Source organism: Flectobacillus sp. BAB-3569, from assembly GCF_002270355.1.
Taxonomy (GTDB): Bacteria; Bacteroidota; Bacteroidia; order Cytophagales; family Spirosomataceae; genus Flectobacillus; species Flectobacillus roseus.
Genome location: NZ_NJFZ01000002.1, coordinates 39,045 through 59,355 on the forward strand (window position 1 = coordinate 39,045; position 20,311 = coordinate 59,355).

17 protein-coding genes are annotated in these 20,311 nt (G+C 37.9%); 5 read left to right on the forward strand and 12 right to left on the reverse strand.

Annotated features, from left to right (window positions below):
* Positions 1–357 precede the first annotated feature (357 nt).
* Positions 358–1,830, reverse strand: a complete 1,473-nt coding sequence (gene pyk / locus BWI92_RS00585; RefSeq protein WP_095160181.1) for a pyruvate kinase — start codon at positions 1,828–1,830, stop codon at positions 358–360.
* A 519-nt stretch (positions 1,831–2,349) separates the two neighbouring features.
* On the opposite strand from pyk, the gene BWI92_RS00590 reads away from it, so the two are divergent.
* The 3 genes from BWI92_RS00590 to BWI92_RS00600 all read left to right on the forward strand — a co-directional run bounded on the left by BWI92_RS00590 (position 2,350) and on the right by BWI92_RS00600 (position 4,720).
* Positions 2,350–2,820 (forward strand): nucleoside deaminase, encoded by a 471-nt coding sequence (locus tag BWI92_RS00590; RefSeq protein ID WP_095160182.1) that lies wholly within the window; start codon positions 2,350–2,352, stop codon positions 2,818–2,820.
* 503 nt (positions 2,821–3,323) lie between these two features.
* Positions 3,324–4,184, forward strand: a complete 861-nt coding sequence (locus BWI92_RS00595; RefSeq protein WP_095160183.1) for an SMP-30/gluconolactonase/LRE family protein — start codon at positions 3,324–3,326, stop codon at positions 4,182–4,184.
* A gap of 239 nt (positions 4,185–4,423) precedes the next feature.
* Positions 4,424–4,720 (forward strand): putative quinol monooxygenase, encoded by a 297-nt coding sequence (locus BWI92_RS00600; protein WP_095160184.1) that lies wholly within the window; start codon positions 4,424–4,426, stop codon positions 4,718–4,720.
* Positions 4,721–4,835: 115 nt separating this feature from the next.
* Here the strand turns inward: BWI92_RS00600 and BWI92_RS00605 are convergent, their stop codons facing one another.
* From BWI92_RS00605 to BWI92_RS00625, 5 genes are all read right to left on the reverse strand, one after another.
* Entirely contained in the window at positions 4,836–5,348 is a 513-nt protein-coding gene (locus BWI92_RS00605) for an acyl-CoA thioesterase (RefSeq protein WP_095160185.1), read from the reverse strand.
* A gap of 108 nt (positions 5,349–5,456) precedes the next feature.
* Positions 5,457–5,765, reverse strand: coding sequence for an NADH-quinone oxidoreductase subunit NuoK (gene nuoK, locus BWI92_RS00610; protein WP_095160186.1), 309 nt, complete (start codon positions 5,763–5,765; stop codon positions 5,457–5,459).
* A 7-nt stretch (positions 5,766–5,772) separates the two neighbouring features.
* Entirely contained in the window at positions 5,773–6,267 is a 495-nt protein-coding gene (locus BWI92_RS00615) for an NADH-quinone oxidoreductase subunit J (protein ID WP_095160187.1), read from the reverse strand.
* Positions 6,268–6,338: 71 nt separating this feature from the next.
* Positions 6,339–7,814: a 4Fe-4S binding protein gene (locus tag BWI92_RS00620; protein ID WP_095160188.1), complete on the reverse strand. Its 1,476-nt coding sequence runs from the start codon at positions 7,812–7,814 to the stop codon at positions 6,339–6,341.
* A 426-nt stretch (positions 7,815–8,240) separates the two neighbouring features.
* Positions 8,241–10,655 carry a thiamine pyrophosphate-dependent enzyme gene (locus BWI92_RS00625; RefSeq protein ID WP_095160189.1) on the reverse strand — a complete coding sequence of 805 codons (2,415 nt, stop codon included), beginning with the start codon at positions 10,653–10,655 and terminating at the stop codon, positions 8,241–8,243.
* Between the two features lie 454 nt (positions 10,656–11,109).
* Between BWI92_RS00625 and BWI92_RS00630 the strand changes: the two genes are divergently transcribed.
* Complete coding sequence (locus BWI92_RS00630; protein WP_095160190.1) at positions 11,110–11,586, forward strand: DUF1573 domain-containing protein; 477 nt, start codon at positions 11,110–11,112, stop codon at positions 11,584–11,586.
* 314 nt (positions 11,587–11,900) lie between these two features.
* Here BWI92_RS00630 and BWI92_RS00635 read toward each other — a convergent pair whose 3' ends face one another.
* The 6 genes from BWI92_RS00635 to BWI92_RS00660 all read right to left on the reverse strand — a co-directional run bounded on the left by BWI92_RS00635 (position 11,901) and on the right by BWI92_RS00660 (position 18,334).
* Complete coding sequence (locus tag BWI92_RS00635) at positions 11,901–13,823, reverse strand: STN and carboxypeptidase regulatory-like domain-containing protein (RefSeq protein WP_095160191.1); 1,923 nt, start codon at positions 13,821–13,823, stop codon at positions 11,901–11,903.
* Positions 13,824–13,870: 47 nt separating this feature from the next.
* Complete coding sequence (locus BWI92_RS00640; protein WP_095160192.1) at positions 13,871–14,908, reverse strand: FecR family protein; 1,038 nt, start codon at positions 14,906–14,908, stop codon at positions 13,871–13,873.
* A gap of 48 nt (positions 14,909–14,956) precedes the next feature.
* A complete protein-coding gene (locus tag BWI92_RS00645) occupies positions 14,957–15,538 on the reverse strand; it encodes an RNA polymerase sigma-70 factor (protein ID WP_095160236.1) in 582 nt (193 codons plus the stop codon).
* A 548-nt stretch (positions 15,539–16,086) separates the two neighbouring features.
* Positions 16,087–16,746: a lysoplasmalogenase gene (locus BWI92_RS00650; protein ID WP_095160193.1), complete on the reverse strand. Its 660-nt coding sequence runs from the start codon at positions 16,744–16,746 to the stop codon at positions 16,087–16,089.
* A gap of 117 nt (positions 16,747–16,863) precedes the next feature.
* A complete protein-coding gene (locus BWI92_RS00655; RefSeq protein ID WP_095160194.1) occupies positions 16,864–17,682 on the reverse strand; it encodes an anti-sigma factor domain-containing protein in 819 nt (272 codons plus the stop codon).
* Positions 17,683–17,752: 70 nt separating this feature from the next.
* Entirely contained in the window at positions 17,753–18,334 is a 582-nt protein-coding gene (locus BWI92_RS00660) for an RNA polymerase sigma factor (RefSeq protein ID WP_217903369.1), read from the reverse strand.
* A 791-nt stretch (positions 18,335–19,125) separates the two neighbouring features.
* Here BWI92_RS00660 and BWI92_RS00665 point away from each other — a divergent pair.
* Positions 19,126–20,238, forward strand: coding sequence for a hypothetical protein (locus BWI92_RS00665; protein WP_095160195.1), 1,113 nt, complete (start codon positions 19,126–19,128; stop codon positions 20,236–20,238).
* The last annotated feature ends 73 nt before the right edge of the window (positions 20,239–20,311 follow it).

A 20,311-nucleotide genomic window follows, 5' to 3' on the forward strand; every position in this document is an offset into this window, starting at 1 on the left:
GTTTTACCAAGTTGTATCAGGAATAACTGTGTTAAATCCCATTTCTCACGACTATCATGTATTTTATGGATAAAATTAACAACTTTCTTGCCAACTATACCTACCGTCTAATAAGAAATAACGACAGTCTCTTTATTTCCCCTCTTACAACTGATTTTTCACAAGACTCAATTTTTAATAGTATATTCTCATAAAAATACAATCATTACCTCCTCATCTCCTAATAAGCTCCATAAATATTAGGCTTACGGCACAAAAATTACCATTTGGTAACTGAAAAATCTGTTATTTTGAAGGAGATAATAATAAAAAAGACGTACCCGAAGGATACGCCTTTTTTATTATGGGAGGGTAATATTACTCAACTACACCTAATTGTACGGTGTTAGTTTTCAAATCTTTATTTGAAGGAACGCTCAAAGTAGTTACATATGTATCTCCTTTTGCAAGTAATCCTTTCGCCACCAAGATGTCAGTCATACCATTTACAGTAGCTTCTACATCTTTTCCGTCAGCTTCGTAATAGAACACTTTAGCACCCCACAACAATCCCATCACAGTCATGATAGCTTTGTTTGATGTGAATACATAAAGATTAGCTTTAGGACGGTGAGCAGACAAACGGAACGCTGTGTAACCACTGTTTGTTATACAAAGAATCGCTTCAGCTTTCGTATCACGAGCCAAACGACATGCACTAGCAATCATTCGGTCGTTCAAAGCGTATTTAGAATCATTGTTAGCCAACGAGTGATTTTTGAAGTAGATAGCAGCCTCGTCACCTTTTACGATTTCGATTTTGTTTTGTTGTTCTTCAACCACCTCTTGGATGTGTGCCATTGTTTCTACAGACTTCACAGGGTAAGTACCTGAAGCAGACTCAGCACTCAACATCGTTGCCGAAGCACCTTGCAATACTGCATTAGCAACGTCAGAAGTTTCTGCACGTGTAGGAACTGGATTAGTAATCATTGATTCCAACATTTGAGTTGCAACGATTACTGGTTTACCAGCTTGAGTACACTTCTCTACCATTACGCGTTGTAGGTGTGGTACTTCAGCACCATCCATCTCAACACCCAAGTCACCACGCGCTACCATGATCGCATCAGTAGCAGCAATGATTTCGTCTAGGTTATCGATAGCCTCTGGTTTCTCGATTTTAGCGATAACTTTAGTATCTTTTCCGTAAGCAGCGATTTTTTGTTTGATATCATAAATATCATCTGCCTTACGTACGAATGAAAGCGCAACCCAGTCAACACCATTGTCCAAACCGAAGTACAAATCCGCTTCGTCTTTTGGAGTCAAACATGGCAATGAAACTTTTGTACCTGGAAGGTTAATACCTTTTTTAGACTTCAAGATACCACCATAAATTACTTCGGTAACTACCTCTTTTTTCTCTTTGTCTACTGCTAATACTTTTACTTCTAAGTTACCATCATCCATCAAGATACGCTCTCCTGGATTCACGTCTAAGTACATTGAAGTGTAAGTAGTACCTACTCTTTCTGATGTACCTACCACATTTTCGTCCATCACGAAAGTAAGCGTTTTACCAGCAATCAATTCTACGCCGTTGTTTTCAACAAGCTGAGTACGAATTTTCGGACCTTGTAAATCTTGAAGAATCGTTAGGTTTGTACCTAATGCTTCAGAGACAGCTCTGATGTTCTTTACTCTCTGAAGGTGATCTTCATGAGTACCATGCGAGAAATTAAGTCTGAATATGTTTGCACCTGCTTGGGCAAGCTTGGTCAACATCTCTGGTGATTCTGATGCTGGGCCAATCGTAGCTACAATCTTGGTCTTTCTTTGATAAGACATCTTTCGGTTACAGTTTAAGGGATATGATTGGGGAAAGTTATCGAATTCTTCTACTTTTTACAGCTATTGAGCTCTCGACAACTCGACAAAAATTCAAATGATGTTGCAATTTACAATTTATGAATCGAAAATAGAATCTTATTTTGAGTATTTATTACGAACCCTAGCTTTAGGCATCATAAATTGCATCTAAATTAGGCAAATTTGGAATAATATGCACCAAACCGAAGAAAGTTTGCAGTTTATTTCTTTTTGGTTAACATGATTCCGAATGTATTCTTACAAAAAGAATATATTTTGGTTAGATCTATCCTTGTTTCTCTACTAGCGTTTTTTCGCTTTTTACTTCACTGACCTTTATAAGCATTTTTTTTGTATCTTGCCAAGTTGCCTTTTGGGCGACAAGGAGGTATTACTATCTACGAGCTGGCAGTTTTTTAGGGCTCAAGCAGGTATTTATTTAGCATAAATATACTTTCGTTCCCTTACTAATTTCATTAAACAAACTTTTTAGATTTTATGCAAAAAGAAAAATTTATGCAGGAAGCGATCATGCTTTCTTTGAAAGGTTCGGCTGGTGGAAAAGGAGGCCCATTCGGTGCTGTGGTTGTCAAAAATGGAGAAATTGTAGGAAGAGGATTTAACCAAGTAACTTCTTCGAATGACCCAACGGCTCACGCTGAAGTAGTAGCCATCAGGGATGCGTGTAACAACTTAGGGACTTTCCAATTGGAAGATTGTGAAATTTATACCTCATGCGAACCCTGCCCAATGTGCCTTGGTGCTATCTATTGGGCTCGACCTCGTAAGGTATATTACGCCAACACACGCGAGGATGCCGCAGAAATTGGATTTGACGATGCCTTTATCTATCAGGAAATTCCTTTACCACTACATCAACGCAAAATCGAAATGATTCCGCTCGGTCGTGAAGAAGCACAAAAAGCTTTCCAATTCTGGAAAGATAAAAGTGATAAAACAGAATACTAAGCTAAGTGTAAATTCTGAATCATTAAAACTGTTTATTTCGGATATCGGATGTTGGATTTCGGAATTGTAATCTTTTATGTTTTGTAAAAAATAGAGGCATTTTACTTTATTTCCGAAATCAAAAATCCCAAATCTGAAATAGTTTAGAATCCTTCGTACAGCACTAATATCGGATGTTGGATTTCGGAAGTATTAGCTTCTCTATTTTGTAAAAAATAAAAGTATTTTACTTTTAAACTTTCAGTCGGCAGCAATAGGCATTCGGCAAAAATATTCTTTGGGCAACCATAAAACACTTTGCCGAATGCCTATAGCTAATTTCTGAAAGCCCAACAATGTAATCTTGTTTTGCACTAATATCCAAAAAGAGAAAAGTCGTTAATTGTATTTCAGTACTATTTTTTCGCAACGTCAATTTTCAACTCTTCAACTTTTCAAATTCTTTTAATTCTCCCCTATTACAAGTATATTCGAAGCTACTATCCAATTTTTTCTAATCAACTATGTTTAAGTCAACTTACCTCGCTTGCGCTATCGCAGCTATTGGACTTTCTTCTTGTAGTCCCAAAACTTTATTTCAAGCACAAGATTTCACGAAGGAAAATCTTTTTACTCAAAACATCGAAGGCCCCAACTTTGACTCCAAAGGACAATTGTATGTGGTAAACTTCCAAAAAGATGGTACCATCGCTAAGGTAATGCCTGATGGCTCTTGTGAATTATTTCTTACTTTACCACAAGGAAGCACTGCAAATGCTATTCAATTCGATGATAAAGGTGCTATGTATTTGGCAGATTTCTCAGGGCATAATGTATTGAAGGTAAATATGCAGACCAAAGAAGTATCGGAATTTAGCCATAATGACCGTTTTAATCAACCAAATGATATTTGTATTACTCGTAAAAATGTACTTTTTGCAAGTGATCCCAATTGGAAACAAAGCACAGGTCAAATCTGGAGAATAGATACAGATGGCTCTTCACATTTGTTGTCGTCAGACATGGGTACAACCAATGGTATTTGTTTGAGTCCCGATGAAAAAACGTTATATGTCAATGAAAGTATCCAGCGAAATATCTGGGCATTTGATGTGGATGCTCAGGGAAATATCAGTAACAAACGTCTTTTTACCTCATTCAAAGACGGTGGTTTGGATGGCATGAAATGTGATAAATCAGGAAAACTGTATGTAACTCGTTGGGGATTAGGTAAAATTCTTATTTTCAACCCTTCGGGACAACTGATCAAAGAAGTCACTACCAAAGGCAAGCAAACGAGTAATCTGGTATTCAGTCCAAATCAAAAAGAAGCATTCGTGACTTTACAAGACCGCAAAGGCATGGAAAAGTTTAGAATAAAATAAATAATTCTTTTAAGTAATCGTGCAGAATAAGATTTGATTTAAGTGTTTAGGGACAAGGCAACAGGCACAAGGCACAGAGTGTTTAAATGTTTTTTAGCAAAAAATAGATATATTTTTGCCGAATGCCTATAGCCAAAAGCTAAAGAAATATAAGATACTTTAACGACTTTTTGCCTAATAGTACAGCTTACTGATAGCCGAAAACCAACAGCTATAACAAAACAAAACCCAAGAAAAAGATGATTATTAGAATGGTAAGAATGACTTTTCAGGAAGATAAAGTAGATGATTTTCTTGAAATTTTTAATACGTCCAAAAATAAGATTCGGCATTTTGAAGGCTGCCATCATCTCGAATTTCTCAAAGATGCCAACCAACCGAATGTCTTTATGACGTACAGTTATTGGGAAAGCGAAAACCATTTGAATCAATATCGTGATTCAGAACTTTTCCAAAAAACTTGGGCGGCCACAAAAGCATTGTTCAAGGAAAAGCCTATTGCTTTTTCTTCAGAAAGAGTGGAAATCATTGAGTGATTTGCGATTGAGTGAATGAGTGATTATTATTTGAATATAGATAAAAATCACTCATTTACTCAATCATCAATCACTCAATTTTGAATAACTCATGTTATATCGTTACTCGAAACGTTTATTCGAAAATCGATTTTAGTTCGACAGCATCCTGAGCTTTCATACGTCCAGCCAATACCAAACGCAATTGACGACGACGTAAAGCTCCTTCGTACAAGGCAATTTCATCTTCTGTTTCAGGAACAGCCTGAGGCACATCAATAGGGCGACCAGATTGATCTACTGCTACAAAAGTAAAAAAGGCTTTATTGGTCGAAACTCTTTCTTTTGCTGGGATATTTTCGGCCCACACATCAATCACCACTTCCATCGAAGAACTAAATGCACGAGTCACTTTGGCTTGTAGTGTTACTACGCTTCCAAGCGGAATAGACTCTTTGAACGACACGTTGTCAACAGAAGCTGTTACTACAATTCGGTTCGAATGTTTTTGTGCACAAATAGCCCCTACTACGTCCATCATTCTCATGAGGTTTCCACCCATCAAATTTCCAAGCGTATTGGTATCGTTTGGAAAAATCATTTCGGTCATGGTAGTAAGCGATTCTGATACTGGTTTGCTCTTTGCCATTGTTTAAATAAAAGTAATTTCTACCTATTACTAGATTGATGAAGTTATATATACCAGACCTGGGCAGACAGGCTTGAATGCAAAAGAGAAAAGGACAATTGAAAGAATTTATTTCTTTAACTCATTTATCTCGTCGAGATTAACGGTTTTGAAATGTTCATAAACCTTCAAAACAATCGCCAAAGCAATGACTGCTTCACAAGCTGCCACAACGATTACGAACAAAGAAAATATTTGTCCCTGAAGACTAGGGTCATTTTTACTAAAAGCCACCAAATTCACATTGACAGCATTAAGCATTAATTCGATACCCATCAGTACCACAATAATGTTTCGTTTGACAACCACCAAAGCAAGTCCTATGCTAAACAACAAGGCACTTGTGAGTAAGTAGTAAGGCAAAAAGCTGTTATCCATGGATTGATTAGTTTTTAGTTTTGGTACTTAAATAAGCTGCTCCAATCAGTACTGCCATCAATAATATACCTGAAACTTCAAAGGGCAATACATAGTTGGTCATTAGCTCTACTCCTATCGTTTGAGTAGTAGAAGTAGGCTCTACTGCCTCAAATAGGTTATCTTGAATAGTCAAAAATCTTGCTCTACCAAAGGTGTATAGCAAAGTAGCACTAAAACCCAACATCACAAATACCCCAAGAACTCGGTTGGAACTTTCGGTGGTAATATCATTGCGTCCACGGCTTTTATTTCCTTGTTGATTGGTTAGCATTACCCCAAAAATAAGAAGTACTAATACCCCTCCAACGTAAACTAAGATTTGGGCTACAGCCAAAAAATCTGCCCCTGCCAATACATACAATGCCGATACTCCTAAAAATGTACCAAGCAAACTAAAGGCCGCATACAAGACATTTTTGGTAAGTAATACGACCAAAGCCGAGGCTAAGGTCAGTACCATGAAAGCTATAAATACAAATTGTATCAAAACTCTTGAGATTTATGGTTGGTCAAATATCTAGTTCAAAAACCTTATTCTGGTCTTTTAAATTTTGGTCGAAAAACAGGACGAGGCTTGGGCGCTTCTTCGCTTGTAGTGCTATCCACCTGCTTGGTTTCTTCGGTTTTTATCTCTTCTTGTTCGACTTTAGCAACAGGCTCAGATGTTTCATCTTCTGCTTTTGCTGGAACTTTAAACTTCGGTCTGAAGGCTGGACGAGCAGGCTTGACTTTATCAGATGGTGTTTCAACTTCTGGTGATACCTCATCGGCTGGCTTTGAAGCTGGCTTAAACTTAGGTCTGAAGGCTGGACGAGCGGGCTTGACTTCCTCCGATGGTGTTTCGACTTCTGGAGCTACCTCTGCACTGGCCTCTACAACTGGCTCAGTTACCTCATCGGCTGGCTTTGAAGCTGGCTTAAACTTCGGTCTAAAAGCTGGACGAGCAGGCTTGACTTCATCAGATGGTGTTTCAACTTCTAGCGATACCTCTGTGCTAGCTTCTACAACTGGCTCAGTTACCTCATCGGCTGGTTTTGAGGCTGGTTTAAACTTCGGCCTGAAGGCTGGACGAGCAGCAGGCTTGACTTCATCAGCCGCCGTTGTAACATTTTCATTCGTACCTTCTGTCGTATTTTCAACAGAAGTCTCGGTTGAAGGTGCAACCTTCATTTTTGGCTTAAATGCTGGACGAGATACTGGTTTTGGGGTATCTCCCGTAGAAGTTTCGTCTGTAGTAGGTTTAGACTCATCGCTTTCAACCTTCATTTTTGGTTTAAAAGCAGGTCTTGGTGCTGGTTTTGGCGCTTCGGCAGTAGCTTCCGCTGAAGACTCAGCAGGAGTCTCGGTATTGTTTGCTACAGGACGAGCAGCAGGCTTAAATGCTGGTTTTGGCGCAACTTTAGGTTCTGCTTTTTGAGCAGCAGTTTCTTTTTTGAATGCTTCTTTCTCAAGCATATACTGCTCATACAATTTTTTCTTTTCGTCAGCTTGCTCCTCTGTAAGGTTGCCAAAAGCAAAATTGTGTTCCGTGATATCAAATACTGAAAAATCATACTCCTTTTTCATGGTAAGACATTCGGTAGGACATACCGTCGTACACAAGCCACAGAAACAACATTTTGACATATCGATATCAAACTTGGCAGCATACAAACGAATTGCCGAGCCATCCGAAGCATAACTCACCACACCAGTTGCTTTGATGGGCTCAATTTCGATACAATCAACAGGACAGATTTTAGCACATTTATCACACACAATACAATCATCCATTTCATTGTGCAATTGATAACGTCCATTGTCAGGTACAGGTAATTGCTCATAAGGATATTGTGTAGTGACAATCCCTGTTTTTTGATCGAAATACTGTGGGTCATCTACAAATATCGGTTTGCGACTTTGACGAGCATCTTTAAAGTGCTTAAACGACAAAGACAAACCTTTCAGAGAAGATTTAATGCCCTCTTTGATATTTCCCCAATATGTACTGTTTGCTCCTTTTTGCATAATTTGATACCGAATAATATCATTTGGAGAGTTTTTGATAAGATTTTATCCTTGAAATTTTAGCTCTCCAGACAATTACCACAAAACTACTCTATAAAATACTGATTTTATAGAGTAAACCATTTTTTTTGGAAAATGAATCCGAGGGGACAGTTTTTAGTAACAAGTTGAGCCTGTGAAGCGGGTATTTGCTATAAACATGACTCATCCCTAATTTAGTGAGTTGAGATTGAGTGAATGAGTGATTATTTTTAAAATCTCTATTCCTATACCTTGCGCCTAAAGCTGAATCAGCTAGCAATTAGTATCAAAAAAAGCGGTCGGAAATTGCTTTTTCGACCGCTTTTTTTGATGAAACGTTGGAGAATAATCCTAAAATTAGGAATAACTCATACTATCATTGATATTTTTCCCAAAATGTAATCCCTAATATAAATCAGGGAAACGACTTGGTTGAGCTTCAGACATCATTTCATAAACGGCATCGAAAACTGTGTCAACATTAGGCTTTGAGAAATAATCGCCATCAGATGTATAAGCAGGACGATGCGGTTGGGCAGCAATACAAACAGGTTTTGAATCGAGCCAACGATAGGCATTTTGTTTGTCTAATACCTCGCCCATCATATAACCTGTACCTCCGCCTGGCATATCTTCGTCAGCAAAAATTACTCGATTCGTTTTCTTGATTGACTCTACGATTTTATGTCCTAAATCAAATGGCAACAAGGTTTGAATATCTATAACTTCCACCGAAATACCTACTTGCGCCAATTGAGCTGCTGCTTCCATCACAATACGACACATAGAACCATACGTAACAATAGTAACATCGCTACCTTCAAGAAGGATATCAGGAACACCCAAAGGAACACGCGTATCGTACAAGTTTATAGGTAATTTTTCTTTGAGACGATAGCCATTCAAGCATTCAATTACCACAGCAGGGTCATCGCTGTGAAGCAATGTATTGTACATACCTGCCGCTTGGGTCATGTTGCGAGGTACACATAAATGAACCCCTCTCAAACCATTTAATAACACTCCCATTGGCGAACCTGAGTGCCAGATTCCCTCCAAACGGTGTCCACGAGTACGCACAATCATCGGAGACTTTTGTCCACCTTTTGTACGGTAATGCAAACAAGCCAAATCGTCTGAAAGTGTTGCAAATGGATAAAATATATAATCTAAATATTGAATTTCAACAATCGGACGCAATCCACGCATTGCAGCACCAATTCCCTGACCTACAATGGTCATTTCACGGATACCAGTATCGGTAATTCTCAACTCCCCAAACTTATCTTGCAAGCCTGAAAGAGTTTGGTTAACGTCACCGATTTTTCCAACGTCTTCCCCAATGATAAAAACACGTGGGTCTGTAGCTAACCAATGATCAAAGTTTTTATTTAAAATTTCACGACCATCTACCAGTGGCGCACCTTCTTCGTAAATAGCTGGTTGTGCTGAAACTTTGAAAGCCGATTCGTCTGAATTCGAAAATTGGAACGAGTTAAAGCGATCAAAATTAGCCTCTTTTGACTTTTCAAGCCATTCTATTAAACCACGTTTAGCAGGAAATTCTTCGAACCTTAACAAACGTAAGGCTTTCTTTACTGCCACTACGCTATCACGGTGGATAGGATTCATGGTTTTACGAAGTTCTTCTACTATTTGTTTAATGGTAGCGCCATTTTTACTTTCTGCCGCTGCTTGGTTCATCAACGAAAGAGCATCTTCTTTTTCAGGCTTAATTGAGTCCATATAGGCCTGCCAAGCATCTTTCTGTGATTTACGAGCAATTTTTACAGCTTCCTGATCTATGGCTAATAATTCTTCTTCTGTAGCAAACTCGTTGTCAAGAATCCATTTTCTGAAGTGAGTATTACAGTCAAAGTCTATTTCGAATTGTAAACGTTCGGGAGATTTATAGCGCTCATGCGAGCCAGAAGCCGAGTGTCCTTGTTGTTGGGTCACCTCTTCTACGTGAATCAAGGAAGGAATATGGTTTTCACGAGCCAACTGAGCTGCTTTGTGAAAAGCCTCCATCAAGCCTACATAATCATAGGCTTTTACGGAAATAATTTCAAGACCAGCTTCATCTTCTGTACGTTGATAACCTGCAAGCGCCTTTGAAATAGAATGTTTAGTAGTTTGATATTGAGTTGGCACCGAAATTCCATAACCATCATCCCAAACTGCCATCACTAGTGGTATTTGTAAAACGCCAGCGGCATTGATGCACTCTAGGAACATACCCTCTGAAGTAGAAGCATCACCAATCGTCGAAAAGCATACTTCATTGCCTTGTTTCGAAAACTTTTCAGCGATTTCACCCTGAAGTTCAGGTACATTTCTATAGAGCTTCGAAGCGTAGGCAATACCAATAGCTCTTGGTACTTGTCCAGCTGTAGAAGATATACCAGCAACCGAATTAAATAATTTTGTTTGGTCTACCCAATGCCCATTTTCATCTAGCCACTGTGTAGCGTGGTGGTTGTTCATGGTACGTCCGCCAGTGTGGGGGTCGTGCGCCTTATCAGGATGACCATACAGCTGTGCGAAGTACTGTTGCCAAGTCAAATCACCTACAGCAGCCACAATCGTTTGGTCACGATAATACCCAGAAATAAAGTCACCTGCCTTCATAGCTCTTGCAAGAGCAATTTGGGCGAGCTCTTTGCCGTCACCATAAATACCAAACTTGGCACGTCCAGCAAACACTTCTTTCCTTACTAATAAAGAACATTCGCGGCTAATACGTGCAAGACGGTAATCCTCGATAACCGACTCTTTTTTAAATAAAATTGTTTCTGACAGTAGTTCGTTTTCCAACACGGCAATTTCGGGCTGATAAAAATAGAATTAAAGATACAGTTGATGGTGTGTTTAAGTTTTCTAAGTTAGAATCAAAATCATCTACCCTCCAACTTAAAGCTGTATCAAAAATAAGATAATTTAATTAGTATAACAAACAGTAGAAATTTTGGAGAGTTGTTAATAATTTGTTAAAGGTTCTCAAAGATTTTGCCAACCTTTTGATGTAGTATACTTTTGTTTCGGAATAAATCAATTCACTCAAGAAAAACTGAAGTATTATTTTGATTCTGTATTATTTTATACTTTTTTCAAAAAAATATAATTTTTCAGCTTTTTTTTAGAATAAAATCCGCTTAAAGCTCATTAGTTTGGTCCTTTAAATAAGTTTTGCGGAAACAAATTCCTTACTTTTTCGTATATTTATTACGAAAGCTTGTAAAGCTATTTAATAACAACTAAACATTCTGTTCAAATGAAAAAACTATTTTTCTTTTTCGCATTTTTGTTCACTGCGACATTGGCAAATGCACAAGGAGTAATCAAATTCAAAACTGAAAGTCACGATTTTGGTAAAATCGAAGAAGGAACACAGGCTACTTACACATTTGAATTTACTAACACTGGTACTGCACCTGTAGTAATTTCTAATGCTCAACCTTCTTGCGGATGTACAACTCCAGATTGGACTAGAGAACCAGTACTTCCAGGAAAAACAGGTAAAGTAACTGCTTCTTTTAACTCAACTGGTCGCCCTGGTGCTTTTAACAAAACTGTTACAGTTATCAGTAACTCAGAAACTCCAACAATCGCTTTGACAATCAAAGGTGAAGTAGCTCCAAAAGGAACTGCAACTGAAGCTGCTCCTGCAGTGGCTCCAGTACCAACAGTAACTAAAAATGCTGCTCCTGCTGCTCCAGCAAAGCCTGCTAAGAAAAAATCTGGTAAATAATCGGAAGATTCTTTAGCTGAGGCTCCATCGGTTTTCTAGAAAATATTTGATAGAAATCCCTTTTAGCCTCTTAATCATACAATAAGGGTGTCGAATTTTCGACGCCTTTTTTGTTTTATAGAAGTAGTTTGAAAAAAGGCAACAGGCACAAGGCAAAGAGTGTTAACATGTTTTTAATAACCCAATTTTTAATGACCATAGGCATGCTTTTTTACAAAGCCCTCCGCCGAAAGCCGTTACCTGAAAGCCTATAGCGTATTTTAGGCAAGGACAAAGGATAACTCCTCACTCAGCACTCACAACTCCAAACTCCACTAGTCTCCATATCGTTGTTTGATGCGTAATCCCATTTGGAAACCATACCAAAGTGTAAATCTTTCTGTAGAACGAATCGCCTGATAAGTTGGCATATTTTTGAAGGGTTTGCCATTGGCATACGATGAATTGGCAGGGTCGATTACCAGTGCCTTGATGGATGGACCAAAAGTAAGCGTTGAATTACGTGCTAAGAATTTTTCAAAGCCTAAATCAAAGCGCCATAAAACCCCTTGATTTATTTCTCCATACTGATTGTACTCAACCATCAACCCACCTGTAACGTCAGTATTCATCATCCACCTACCTCCTAGTTTGTAAGCACGACCAAAACCATAACCAATATTTACCAGTTCGTAGGCACGAACAAAATTGGAGCCAAGCGTCAAGATATTATAAAATGCAGGAACACCCGTTTTGAAAGTGATATTAGCGGACTGTATCTCATCTATAGCTACTTCAAATCGTTTATAGCCATTGCCTTTGCCCACAAAACTCAAAAAGCCGATTGGTGCGGTGGCCGATGAATCACTAAAGTTCAAAAAGCCAATTTGATGTCCTCCTTTCGAGATTTTATGGGAAAAGTTGAGAAGCCCAACTTGCCATCCTTTTGACTCTTTTAACACCACATTCAAGACTGGCGCCATTTGAAGTCCTTTAGATAGCTTCCCTGTCACATTTAACACACCTGATAATTGTGCACCTTTGGTTTCTTTATGAGTAATATTGATAAGACCAGCGGCTTGTAAACCCCTCATATTTTTCCATGTATGGTTCCAACCAAGTGTCATAGCCACACCTTGGGTTTCGCCCAAAACCGTATTGAACACCCCGCCCATTTGTACACCTGTTACATTCTTTCCTACAATATTCCCGATACCCGCAAACTGAAATCCATTGACATTTCGGCGTACTCCATTCAGACCACCCCCAAATTCCATTTTGCGTACTCCTGCCGAATAACCCATGAGGATATTGACCGAAACTCTGTTTTCGATACTTCCAGAAAGAAGCTTATTGGTTCCTAAAAATGGTAATACTGATAGTTGAAAAGGACGAGATAAGGTATCTGTTACGTTTTTATCGTGAATTCTTTGGGTACGAGCAATCATCATTCTACTAAATCTCGACTTGATTTCTTCCCAAAATCGAAACAAGCGATTAGAGTCTTTTCGATAAATCGGGAAAATATTATCCGTAGTATCTGCCACGCTATATTCAGAAAGTAGCAAACCTGTCATAGGCACTCTAGGTACCAAAATAGGAACCTCCTCTGGCACCGCAATGGTATCTATCAAGTTAGGAAAATGAGGTGAATTGTCATCAAAAGGTAATTCAGGCTGTTTGACTTTAGGTTGAAGTGCCCAATCTTTAGATTCTGACTGTAAAATCTTGATAGTCAAGGTCTGTGATTCATATTGAGGACTTGATACTGATAACTTAAAAATCGTTTTTGTATGATTGAGCTTTATGCGATAATAACCATTTTGATTGGTAATGGTGGAGGCTAAACTGTTACGTTCGTAAATACTGACATTGGGAAGTTTTTTGCCAGACACAGCGTCGTATACCACGCCACTGATATACACAGGGTCGCGTTCGGCCTTGAGCAAAATCACATATTGACCTTGCACCTTGTAACGAATCGTTCCTTTGAACAACAAACCAATGGCTTCGCGTATCGTCTTATTAACAAGAATTAATTCAACCGATTTGTCTTCGTCGATCAATGAAGAATTGTATGAAAACTTAAAATTGCCCTGAGAAGACAAATAGGATAATACTTCCTCTACAGAAGCATCCGAAAAACGAGCAGTCACTACTCGCTCAAGATTAGCAGATTGTGCAAGGGTATTGGAGTGTACCAACAAGCATACAGACAAAGTCCAAAACGCTATTATGCTTCGTACACTAAAGGACATAGATTCAAATTGTTTAAAGAGAGTTTTGAGGTTCCAAAATTAGGAAATTATTGGCAACCTTTTCCCTCTAAAACGAAATTTTGACCTTGCTTTTGTACATTTATGTCGAAAGTTGTAGCAATTACGGCAAGAATATTTTCCAACGACTCCTTTTCAAAATTTACGGTCAATTTACAATGGCTCATCGCCTCGTTGGCTAAGGTTACTTTTACCCCATAAACTTGACTTAAGGTCGTTACAACAGAAGATAAATCGGTATTTTCAAAATTAAAACTTTGAGAAAAATAAGCAGCTTGATTGGCATCTACATTGGCCGAGCGTACAACATCGTCGCCTTGGACTTCCGCTTGTTCGCCTGGGAGTAATTGTATAACTGAAGAGGATTTTTTGACTTGAACTTTACCTGTTTTCACCCACACTTTTACCTGTTTCGAATAAGCATTGACATTGAACGACGTTCCCAATACTTTTATAGCTGCGCCTTGTGCATGAATAATAAAAGGATGCTGAGCATCGTGCGCGACATCAAAAAAGGCTTCTCCTTGCAAAGTAATCTCACGTGTTTGTCCTTCGAAGGTAGAAGGGTACGAAATTTTTGAACCACGATTTAGGGTTACTTTAGTACCATCGGGCAAAGTGTAGTTGAGAACTTTTTCCTGTGCAAATGATTCTTGAAGTGGAGCTGATTCAGATGTTGGTTTCCAAAAGACAAAGAGCAATACCCCAATCAGTACAATTACACTTGCTGCGATACCTACCACTCTCTTGAAAGGAATTACTCGTTTTTCGGATAATGGACGAATAATAGTGGAAGACTCGTTGAGATGCACAATTGGCGTCTGATTTTCCAATTTGGCAGGACAGGACATTTGCTTTTTGACTTTTTGCCAAGCAGCATTTACATCACAAGATTTTTTTTGTTGAAATGCAGCGCTCGCATCCCAAATGATTTTGGAATGTTCAAAGACGGTATCTCCATCAGAAAGCTCATTCAGATGGTTTTGGATTTCGGGGAAATCCTCCTCTGGGCTTTCTTCTGCCAAATACTTTGCTAAAAGTTCGTCTATATTTTGATGCTCTGCCATATTTATTCAAAGCCAAGTGTACGCTTGGCACAAGTAAGAATCTTTTTATCAGTGGTGAAATAACAACAGTCCAAGCCAAAGAATACTTGGCAAATACTCTGCTAACTCTTGTCTTAATATCTTGAGTGCTTTTCCGATTTGATTTTCAACCGTCTTTACAGATAGTTGGAGTTCATTGGCAATTTCTTGGTATTTAAGTTCCTCAAAACGACTCATTCGAAAAATCAATCTACATTGCTCTGGAAGTTTTTCGATGGCCTCGGCAATACGCGCTTCTAATTCTGCTTTATATAATTCATCGGTAGCTGACACGTGGTTATTTTCCATAAAATCACCCACATGCTGGCGATAGGTATCTTGGATTTTGAGGTGCTTAATACGATTTAAGCAAGTATTATGCACAGCTCGATATAAATAGGATTTCAGCGAAACAGTAATTTCTAAGTCCTGACGCTGATCCCATACCTTCAGGAACATCCCTTGTACAATCTCCTCGGCATCGTCCATATCTTTGAGAAGGCCAAAGGCATAATTACACAAGGCTTGATAGTATTTTCGAAAGACTACTTCAAAAACACGTTCATTTCCTTGTCGAATTGCTTCGAGTATGTCGGTATCAGTAAGTTGCAAGGCCAAGAGCTTGTGATGGATTTAAGTTTAAAGAAAATCAAATTGATTAAAAAAAGCAATTTTAATCAAGACATCACAAAGTTACACAGCTTCAGTTTTTAATCTTAAGCAATTAGTTTTAAACGGCATCTATTAATTATAAAAGGTATAGTGTATTTTAAAAAAGTCCTAGGTTTTGAAATGATGTACAAAAATAATATTCTCATTAACTAACCTTAATTACTTCTATGACAACTATTTAATAAACATCCCCTATCTTTTTTTATTTTTTTTAAAATATGGTTTTCGGTTAGAAACACTAGGAGCGACAAAATACTTAACCTAGCACTTTTTTATTTTATCATAAGTAATCGTGCAAAATAGAATTTAATTTTTAAGCTTTCGGCTTTCAGGTATGGGCATTCGGCAAAACATATCTATCGTTAATAAAAAACATTTTAACACTCTTTGCCTTGTGCCTGTTGCCTTGTCCCTAAAATAAAAAACTTAGATATAATTTTGCCCACTAACTTCAGAAAAAGGATATACTGTTAACTAATAACTTCTTATTACCTATTTCTACCTTTTACAATCAAATATTGGGCAACGATATAGGTTAGCATCACGCAAAAGCCACTGTAGGCAAAATCTGAACCAAATTTGGTAATAGCAATCAAACTATCTGATACCATAAACAAGACTGCACCAAGAGCTACTGTTGAAGCATTTGGCACCTCTCCTATTCGATTGATAGCCGCTAAAACCATGATACTTATGACGATGGAGTATACCAATACTGGAATCTGCATAGCTCCTAAATAAGGCCAAACGGGCAACATAATCATCAAATGATAGCCTACTAATAGCAACAAAATCCACAGATGACGAAAAACAAAACCCTTTCGAGAGGTTACACAATCTTGCCAGAAAATCTTACTATATAATACCTGCATCACCAAAAATGCCAGTAGGCCAGGCACAAAAGCATTGGGTAACATCAGAAGTACATCGCCAAGCCATGCAAAGGCAAGGGCAATTCGAAATGTAGAGAGGAATGGCTTTCTATCTTGTTGGCTTAGGTAATCATAGAATATCAACAAAGGCAAAAGTAGAGGTTTGGTAAAATACCGAATGGGAAAGTTTTCAGTTGGAAAAATTAAGAAGAATAATTCGAGAATAGATATGATACCAAAGAGTATCAGTATCCTTTGGGCATAATGGTTTTTCATAGTCAAATATAGGAATCAAGTATTTTGTGAAGTTGCGATTTATTCGCTATTCAAACAAAAACCTCGCAAGAATTTTCCTGCGAGGTTTTTACACTCAATTTATTTTCAACTTTAAACCTATACATTTCCAAGTACAAAGATTTCGCCTTTTGGTCCTGCCTCGGTAGTGCTACCACCTTTAGCTTCTAGCGAAATCGCAAATGCCTGAGCATTGCCTAATGACTTCATTTTTTCAAAAGTCTCTGGATTATCCAGCAAACCTGCATCTACAGGTTTTCCATCTACAATTGCCCAAAGCTGATATTGTTTTCCTTCAGGAGCAACAGGCAATTTTACCGATGACAAATACACTTCTTGCGTAGCAGAGTTCCAATAAACAATTGCTTGAGCATCTGGCGCTGTTTTTTGGCCGCCCAACTGCACTCGTTTTGTTTCTGGATTCAACAAGATGTTAATATTTTCCTGATAACTAGCTTTTAAGGCACGTTCGCTACTTGCCAAAATCTGTGTTTGTGACTCCAGAGCAACCACCTTATCTTCAGATTTTTGCCAATTGCTATACAAAAACCAGTTAGCGGCTATACTCAATGCTAGTAACACCCATGAGGCTGCATAACTAAAAGTGAAAGGCGACTTTTTACTTTCAGGAGTAAAACTTACCACCTTTGCCTCTGGTGCAATGGCCTGCGTATTTACTTTTTCAGCTTCCTCCAATTCCAATAGTGCGTTCATCACCCTTGATTTTAGCTCTGGAGGAGGTGTTTTAGCAAATTTTAGGGCATATTCTTCAATACTGTCTCGGACAGCGTCTATTTCTAGCTGAATGATTGGGTAGGATTGGGCTAGACGCTCTACCTCTGCTGATTCTTCGGCAGTGGTAGTTCCGAGCACATAGCTTTCCAAAACACCTGATGCTATATATTCTTGAATATTCATTTTTAAAAAAATTTTATAGTGGGAAAGATCCAACTTTTAATACTAACTGAAATGGCTACTTCGATTTTCTCTATATAAGCCACGTCAGAAGCATCAATGAAAAACTTACAAAGTAATCTCTCAAATGATTGATAGCTGACTTAACACGTGTTTTCACTGTTCCTAATGGAATTCCGTACTCTTTTGAAACCTCTTCTTGTGTGTAGCCTTTGAAATACAACAAATCAATTACTTGACGATGCTCTGGTTTTAATTTTTCTACAACTTTGCCTAAGCCAATGGCATCTATATCAAACTGACTAGAGCCCTGACTGTCAATCAAATTTATGGTTGAATCTAAGTCTTGGTTTCGCTGAGAGTTTTGATACTCTTGAGAGCGAATTCTATCAATGGCAGTATTGCGCGCTACATTCAGAATCCAAGTAAATAATGTACCTTTCGCCTGATTGTAACCATCGATATTTTTCCAAATTTTCACAAAGGAATCCTGCATAACATCTGCAGCTATTTCATCGGAGTGTACAATTTTGTGTATAACTCCAAACAAAGCAGTCGAATAGTTATCATACAGAATCGAAAAACCACGCTGGTCTTTATTTCGCAATAAAGCCACCAATGAGTCTTCAGATATGACTGTTTTTCGCTTTGACATAGGGGTGTGTTTAATGGTCTCTAAATTAATAATGGGACGGAGATATATAGTAAGATTGTCAATGATATGGAATAATAGAGTATTTGATAGGGTCAAAACAAAGATAGAAAAATGTCTTTGAATTAACTATCTAAAAACAAAGGACTTTCAGATTTGAAAGCCCTTTGCACATTACCCATTATTAAACCACACCTATTTATTTGGTGAGATGGAATCTTACAATTTTTTCAAAATGTAGTATTCTGATAGTCATTGGATTATTCCATCTCTCCAAATCTCACAAATATCTGTGGACACTGGCAAGCAGGCCTATATATTTTACAATTACTTAGAATCAAGGTTATTCGAAAAATTATACTATTGCAAATGTTCAATTTGATTGCTCAACTACTCAAATGAAGTTTCTCATTAATACGTTCATTTCAGAATTACGACCGATTAGGTAGCTTGCCTTTTCGGGATTGGTTGCCTGCTCACATTTCCTGATAGCAGGGTTTTCGTTCGGCCAAAAACTGCAGTATTTTGAGTCTGAGCAGAAAATACAGCATGTGTTCGTGACAAAACCGTGGAGAACATAAGCTGTTTCATAAATAATTATTATTGATTGATGTCTTTAAACAGACTTACGAGAACTGTTTAGGTTTGGATTGTTTGAAACTACTATTTTTTACATTTATTTTACAAACTAACATTTGCACACTACCTATAAACAAACCACATCACCTTTTTACATACCTTATATAATACGAGTATATCAACTTTTATGACCCGCTTACAAACACGATAGTCCTATGAAAAAAAATGTTTTATCCTTTCTATTAGTATCCCTTATTCAGACCGTCATCTTTGCTCAATCTAAAATTGATTCCTCAAGCTATCCTGTTCAAGTTTTTCAATTATTAACCAAATACAATTGGGAGAAAAACTATGTGGATATGCAGGATGGTAGCATTTTGCAAGACCCAGCAGCCGAACGCAAAACAGTGATGTGCTTGATGTTTCGAAAAAATGGTACTGGATCATTTATTCAGGGTGAACAAGCGTCTTCGTTTCGTTTTCGTATCATCGATTCGCTGGTTACCATTAATGAGGCTATTTATAAAATTGACAAAATCAATGATTATGAAATGACATTTAGTGTATATGCAAAAAACTTGGATGGAGACGAAAAGTTTAGATTTCACTATTTGGCAACAAAAGATACGCCTAGCGAAATTTATTTACGAAAATTAATCAAGCCTAATATCGTTTTTGATGCTCCCAAAAAGGATACTATATTTTTATTTAACCAAGAAGTATATCCAAAATTTAGAGGTAACTCCGAATGGTTACGCAATGTGCCAGATTTTGAACAGGCGTTTGATGATACTTATGGGGTTTCTTACAATTTTATTGAGGATGAGTTTGTATCGCATATACCCAAAAATATCAATACTCGCTTTGAAGTTTCATTTGACGTGACGACTAGAGGACTCGTTGAAAATATTGTAATTACCTCAAGTACAAATCCAGAATATAATCCTTATCTAAGTGCAGCCATACAAAACACTAGCAGAAAATGGCTTCCTGCCAGATGGAAAGAGAAAAATTATAAATCAAGAATCCAATATGCATTTCAAACCGAAAAAGAAGATCCCAACGCCATAGCCTACGACCCAGAGATTTACGACAATTTCTATAACCGAGCTATGGGTCTTATGGCTCGCAAAAAATATGATAAAGCTGTTGGGCTATTAAGTAAGTGTATCTTGATGACCGAAGATTCCATCGATGCACTCTACAAACGTGCCGAGTGCTACCAAGCCGCAGGAATCATGAAATATGCTTGTATGGATTGGAGTTTCTTGTCATCTAAAGGTCTCAAACGTGCTGAGAAATTGTATTGGCAAAATTGTAAGCAATAGAGTTATGCTAAGTTGGAAGTCTGAAAAAGTCAATGAGTCTTTCGTTCTTCCGACTTACACCTTTACCTAATTA